The organism is Achromobacter sp. 10T422 (assembly GCF_056394065.1).
In genome coordinates this window covers 49,636-56,447 of the sequence record NZ_JBFTHD010000016.1, presented here as the reverse complement: position 1 = coordinate 56,447, position 6,812 = coordinate 49,636, and the positions used below count along the sequence as shown (strand labels likewise).

Sequence of the window (6,812 nt, the reverse complement as noted above, 5' to 3'; positions counted from 1 at the left end):
GTCGCGTAGCGTTCCGTGTTGACGTCGTGCCAGGTGTAGGACGTGCCGACCAGCAGGTTCAGCTTGCCCGCGCCCGCGTCAAACGACTTGCCGCCGTAGATGGCCGCGCTGTAGCCGGACACGTCCGCCTTCGAGGCCAGGTCGTCAACGCGGATTTTGCTGTCGGTGTAGCCAACCGCGCCGCCCACGCGCCAGCCGTTGCCCACCGCATGGTCGGCGCCGGCGAAGACGCCGCCGGTGTGTTGACGAACTTGTGCAGTGTTGTCGGTGGCGTTCTGCGTTTGCCAGTTGCCCACGAGCTCCGCCCAGGCGGGCTGCGCATTCGACGAGGGCAAGGCGGACGCGGACAGCGTGCCGCCGGCTTGCGCCGTCGGTGCGCCGGGGCGCATGCCCTCATTGAGATTGGCGCGCAGGTGCGACAGCGGCAGCGTGCGCGTGGTGGTGCTGGAGCCCATCAGGCTGGACGCGACGCTGGCGTGTGCTTCGCCCGACAGGTTGTTGAACACCGCAGGCGGAGCGCCATTGGGCAAGGTCAGGATGAACTCGTGCAAGGCATTGCCCGACGGCAGGCTGTCCAGCGCATTGGCCACGGCGCGCTGATTGCGGGTCTGCGCGGCGTCCGCAAAGGCGATGGGGCGCGTGCCCGGGTCGACGGGGTTCACGGGTACCAACTTGCGGCCCAGTTGCAGCGTGACGTCCTGCGCGCCGTAGCGCAAAGCCGGAGCCAGATACGCGTAGTTCGACGACACATTGTCGAACTGGCCGTTGACCACGCCCGCGCGCAGAATGGTGTACTGACGCGTGCTTTCAAAACCGCCTTCCGGTCCCACGTGCACGACGGAACCCGCCAGATTGGCGGCGCCGCTGACGGCCACGCGGGCGCTCGCAGACGATGCCGGGTCGGCGGCCACTTGGTAGACCGAACCCGGCATGAATGTCAGGTCGCCCGCCACATTCAAGGTGCCGGCGACATTGCCCGGCGCCAGGATGGCGCCGCTTTGCAACAGGGTCGAACCGACTTGGCCCGTGCCTTGCAACATCGTGCCGTTGGCCATCGTCAGCGCACCGCCCAGCTTGCCCGCCGATGCGATGTTCAACGCACCCGCCTGCACCAGCAGGCTGCCGGTGTAGGCGCTGCCGTCACCCGACACCGTCAGCGTGCCCGCGCCCGTCTTGGCCAGATCGCCGTTGCCGGTGATGGAGCCGGTCAGGCCGACGTTCGTTTCGGATGCGACCGAGATACGGCTGGATTGGGTCACCACGACGCTGCGCGCGGTGTCGAAGCTGGCGGTGGTGGACAGCGTGCCGCCGCTCAACGTCAAGCCGCCTGCCGCCGCGCCCAGGTTCACGTCTTTGGCCACAGTCAAGGTTCCCGCGCGCACATCCGTGCCGCCGGTGTAGGTGTTGTTGCCTGTGAGCACCAGCGTGCCGAAGTCGGTCTTGGCCAATTTGCTGGCGCCCGTCAGGCTGGCGGCGATGGTGCCGGTCATGCCGACATCTGCCGTCGTCCCCGAGCCCACGCGGATGATGCTTTCGCCGCCCGCGCCTTGCAGGGCGATGGCATCCCCTTCGATGCGGTAGCCGTCGGCGGCAATCTGCATGCCGGTGACGCCGATGGCGCCGGCCGAATTGTCCACGGTGACCGTGCCGGCCGTGCCTTGGAAGACGGCAAACGTCGGGTTGGGTTGGAAGACGCCGTTCAAGGTGCCGTCCACGTTCGCCCAGTTGCGGCCATCGGCGCGCCACGTGCCCGAGCCGCCGTCGATGACGCCGTTGTCATGGCTGGCGGTGTTGCTGCCGTCCCAGAAGCCGAGCGTTGCGCCGGATGTCGACGCCAGATTGACCTGGCCGCTGACTGCCGTTTGCAACGCCAGGTCTCGGGCGGCCACGCCGTTGGGCGTGGCGCCGATGGCCAAGCCGTTGTTCGTCAGGGTGCCGCCGTAGTCGAACAGGCGATACACCCCTGCGCCAAAGCCGCCCTGATCCGTGATGTTCAAGCTGCCGGCCAAGGTCAGGTTGTCTGCCACCCTGAACAAGGCGGTGTTGGGCGCGTTGCCCAGTTCCACATTCACTTGGCTGGTGCTGGACAACGATAAGTCGCCGCCAATCGCCAGCGTCTGGCCTTGCACGCCTTCCAGTACACCGCCCGACAGCGTGGCGCTGCCGTTGATGTGGCCCTCACCCGAGACAATGCCTGCGCCGCTTGCCGTGACGTCGCCAGCCAGCACGCCGTCGGTCTGCAGGCGCCCGCCCGTGACTGAAGCCGAACCGCCCAGCGTGTTCGAAACCCGCAGCGTGCCGGATTGCACCTGCGTCTGGCCGGCAAAGGCGCTGCTGTCGCCCACCAGTTCCAGCGTGCCCGCGCCGGTCTTCGTGACTTGTCCCGCCCCCGCCAGAACGCCACTGAACGAGGCGCTGGAGGTTTGATTGAAGCGCAGGTCAGCGCCCAAGGCGATTGTGGTGTTGCTGGTGTAGCCACCGGCGCTGACGGCCAGGGTGCCCGCGTCGATGCGCCAGTCTTGCGCGTTGACGCCGGTCAGCGTCAACATGCCCACGCCCTGCTTGGCCGTCGTGCCCGTGCCCGACACATAGCCCGCGTAGACCGCATCGGTGGTTTGGTTGAACACAGCAGCACTGTTATTCAGCAGATCGCCACGAATCGAGCCTGCATTGCCCACCAGCGTGCCGGCCAGCACTTGGGTGTTGCCGTAGGTGTTTGCGCCGGTCAGCGTCAGCGTGCCTGCGCCCAGCTTTTGCAGATTACCCGTGCCGCCGATGGCGCCTTGCCAGCCAAGCGTGGAGCCCGCCGCGACGTTGATATCGGCGGTTTGGGTCAACGTCATTGCACGCGTGGAATCGAAGCTGGCCGTGGTGGCCAGCGCGCCGCCGTTCAACGTCAGCCCGCCTGCGCTTGCGCCCAGATGGTCGTCAGACGAAATAGACAAAGTCCCGCCACGGATTTCGGTGCCGCCGGTATAGCTATTCGCGCCCGCCAGCACCAGCGTGCCGAAGTCGGACTTCACGAGTTTGCTGGCGCCCGTCAGGCGGGACGCCAGGGTGGCGGTCGTGCCGGCGCTGGTGGGCTGGCCCGAACCCACGCGCACAATGGTCTCGCCGCCCACGCCGGACAGTGCGATCGCGTCACCCTGGACGCGGTAGCCGCTGGTCGTGAACTGCATGCCCGTCACGCCTACGGCGCCCGCCCCCGCATCCACCGACACGATGCCGGATGCGCCTTGGAACACGGCGAACGTCGGATTGGGCTGGAAGCGGCCGTTCAGCGTGCCGTCCTGGTTGGTCCAGTTCAGCCCATCGGTACGCCAGAGTCCCGAGCCGCCGTTAATCACGCCGTTATCTCGCTGCGCGGCATTGTCGCCGTCCCAGAAGCTCAAGGTGGCGCCTGCCGTGGACATCAGGTTGACCTGACCGGCCACGGCCGTTTGAAGGCGCAAGTCGCCGTTGGAGATGCCTGCGGGCGTGGTGCCCAGGGCCAGCGTCTGGGCGGTAAGCGCACCGCCATAGTCGAACAGGCGGTAGACGCCCGGGCCGAACGCACCTTGGTCCGTCACGTTCAGCGTGCCCGCCAACGCCAGGTCGCCGCCCACGTCGAACAGCGCGGTAGACGAGGCAGTACCCAGCGCCACGTTGATCTGGCTGGCGTTGTTCAGGGTAAGGTTGCCGCCGATCGTCAGGGTTAGGCCCTGAGCACCTTGCAGCACCCCGCCCACCAGCGTGGCATCTTGGCCGATCGTGCCAGACCCGGACAACACGCCGCCTGAGCGGATCAAGGCGTTGCCGTTCAGCGTGCCCATCACCTGCAAATGGCCGCCGGTGATATCGGCGTTGCCGCCGAGTTTGTCCGACACGGTCAGGACGCCGTCGCGCACCCGCGTCGTGCCGGAGAATGCGCTGTTGTCAGCACTTAATTGCAGTGCGCCCGCGCCCGTCTTCTCGAAAGTGCCGCTGCCGGATAGCGTGCCGGCGTACGCGTTGTCGGTCTTCTGATCGAAGCGTAGCGTGCCGGCGGCGCCCAGCTTGGCGTCGGCGGCATAGCGCGACGCGTCGCTGATCAAGGTGCCGGCTTGGATGTCCCAATCCAACACATTCCTAGCGCCCAAGGTCAGGCTGCCCGCGCCGAGCTTGGTGGCACTGCCGGTGCCAAGCAGCAGACCCGTGATGGTGCCGTCGGTGAGCTGGTTGAAGACGACTGAGCCGTGGTTCAACAGGTTGCCCCGGATCGAGGCGCTGTTGCCAATCAGGGTGCCTGCTTGCACCACCGTGTTGGTCTGGTTGTTTACGCCCCACAGGGTGACCGTGCCGGCGCCGTCTTTGGTCAGGGTGCCGCTGCCCGTGACCGCACCGGTCCAATCCAGTTGCGTGCCACTGGCGACATCAAGCGTGCTGTTCTGCAATAGGTTGAGCTGCCGGTTCGAGCTGAAGTCCGCCGTCGTCGCCAAGGTCCCGCCCATCATGGACACCGCGGTGCCCGCCGCGCCCAGGTTGGCGTCTTTCGACACCGACAGCGTACCCAGGCGGATCTCAGTGCCGCCGGTGTAGGTGTTGTTGCCGGTCAGTACCAGCGTGCCCTCGCCGGCCTTGGTCAACGTCGTGCCGTTCCAGCCCGTCGACGCATTAGCCACCTGATCGTTAAGTGCTACGCCCACCGTATATGAGTCCGTGGGCTGAGTCAGCGTGAAAGTGCCGTGGCGAAAGCTGTTCTTAGCGGTCCAGCTCAGGTCGTAGCTGGCCAGGTACTTCAGGCTGTCGGCCGACTTGCCTGTGTGCAAGGTCAGGTAGTCCACCACGCTCGTGAAGCCGCTGATGTTCACCGCGGCAAAGTCGCCCTGGATACCACCTTGGGTATCCATCAACACCATCTCTTGCTGAATCGGGCCAGTAATGCCGCTCAGGTTAAGCACCGTGCCGTTGCCTAGCGACACCGCGGCGGCCTGCAAAGCGGGGCCGCCTGTGCCCGCCCCCAAGGCCAATGTGGTGTTGTCGGCCATCACGACGTCGCCCGCCACCTGCAGCGTCGCAGGCCCCTGGATGGACAGCGTGCCAAGGTTGCCGGCGACGTTCAGGTTGCCGGAAAGGAGGTTGGCCGCGCCGGTGGTGCCGTCGCCATACTGCAAGGTGCCGCCTGACACATCGGCCGTCCCGCCCAGCTTGTCCAACACAACCAACTTGCCGCCCGACACGGTCGTTTTGCCCGTGAAAGCGGCGCTGTTCCCCGTCAATACCGTTGTGCCGGCCACTTGATTCAGACGATGCTGGACTAAGCCAGAACCAGAACCCGAGCCCAGGCTCCGCAGGGGGGTAGCGAAGTTGAGTCCGGTGTCGGTATGGTTGAAGTTCAGGCTGGCGAAGCCTGCGCCAAATTTGATCTCCGAGGCATTGAGCGTGCCACCTAAAACCGCAACTGATCCGACTTCGCCTCCGATATTGATGGTGGCGGTGCTGGGCAGGAACGCGATGCCGCTGCTCACCAACTCCACGGCCTGTGTGCCTGACGCGCCAACGGTGGCCGTGCCCAAATTCGCGATGGTCAACGTGCCGTTCGCTACGCCCACGCCATAGCCGATGGCCACGCTACCGCTGTTGAACCATTCGGAACCTGCTCCGGAGACGGTCACCTTGCCGGTGCCCCCCATGCTTCCAATCAAGGCGATCTGGTTGCTCACCATGGCGCCCGCTAAAACAGACAGGCTGCCCTGACCCGAGATGTCGCCCACGCGCAGATTGCCGTCGTTACGCCAGGACGAGCGAAAACCAGACACCGTCACGGCGCCTACGGTGTTTGCGCTGCTGCCGATATAGGCGTCGGAGCTGAACAAACTGCCGCCCGCATCTACGAATACCTTGCCCTGCCCGCTCTGGCCGCCCTGCCCGCCGACGCTAAGCGCATGACTATTGCGCCAGACGGAGCCTGAGCCCGATACCGTCACTTCGGAAACGCCGTTCTGCTGCGCAGAGACCGTGCCAAACAGGTTATTGACCTGAGCGCCATTGCTCACCGTCAACGCACCCTTGCTAGTGCTGCCGACAAACAAATTGCCATCGTTGGCCCAGACGGCATTCGAGCCATCCACCCGGATGGCCGCGGAGATGGCGGCGCCCGACAAATTGTCGATGGTGGTATTGCTGGAACCCAGCTTGTTCCGAATCTGTAGTTCGCCGCCGATTACATTGATTTGCCCTAGAAAGCCGCTGCTGTCGGCACGCAGGGTCGTGGTGCCGCTGTAGTGATTAAGTTCGTGGATGCCTGCGCTGTCACTACTCAGGCTGGCAGCGAAATCAACACCCCCATTGGTATTGAAGTTCAGCTTGGCTGTGCCTGCGCCGAAGTGGACCTCTTTCGCCAGGAACTCGCCAACCGTCGCCGGCGCTGCGCCAGGAATTGCGCCGATGTTGATGGTGCCGCGAGCGGTTGCCGCTTCAGCCAGCGACACAATACCGGCGCCCAAGACCTGCACGCGACCATAGTTAACTACGTTCAACGTGCCGGTACCTTCGCGGCCAACGGACAGTGACTCGCCCAGCACCCAGCCGCTGCCTAACCCCGAAACATAGACCGTGCCGGTCGCGCCCGCCCCGTTGCCGAGAACGCCATTAGTGTTGTTCAGCCACGCGCCACCCTCTATCCGCAATGTACCGGTCGCGGTGTTGCCGACGATAAAGTCGGTAGCGATTCCCCAGTCCGCCGGGCTGCCGGGAAAAATATCGCCCGAGCCGGAGATGACCTGCGCCATTGCTGCCGGAGGCATTCCGCAAGCCGCAAACAGCGTGGCCGCCGCAAGGACTCTGGGTATGAA

1 protein-coding gene is annotated in these 6,812 nt (G+C 65.3%); it reads right to left on the bottom strand.

Annotated features, from left to right (window positions below; all coding sequences use genetic code 11):
- Positions 1–6,764: autotransporter-associated beta strand repeat-containing protein (locus tag AC1DB0_RS29535; protein ID WP_476758814.1), on the bottom strand; the 6,764-nt coding region annotated here is incomplete at its 3' end.
- Positions 6,765–6,812 lie beyond the last annotated feature (48 nt).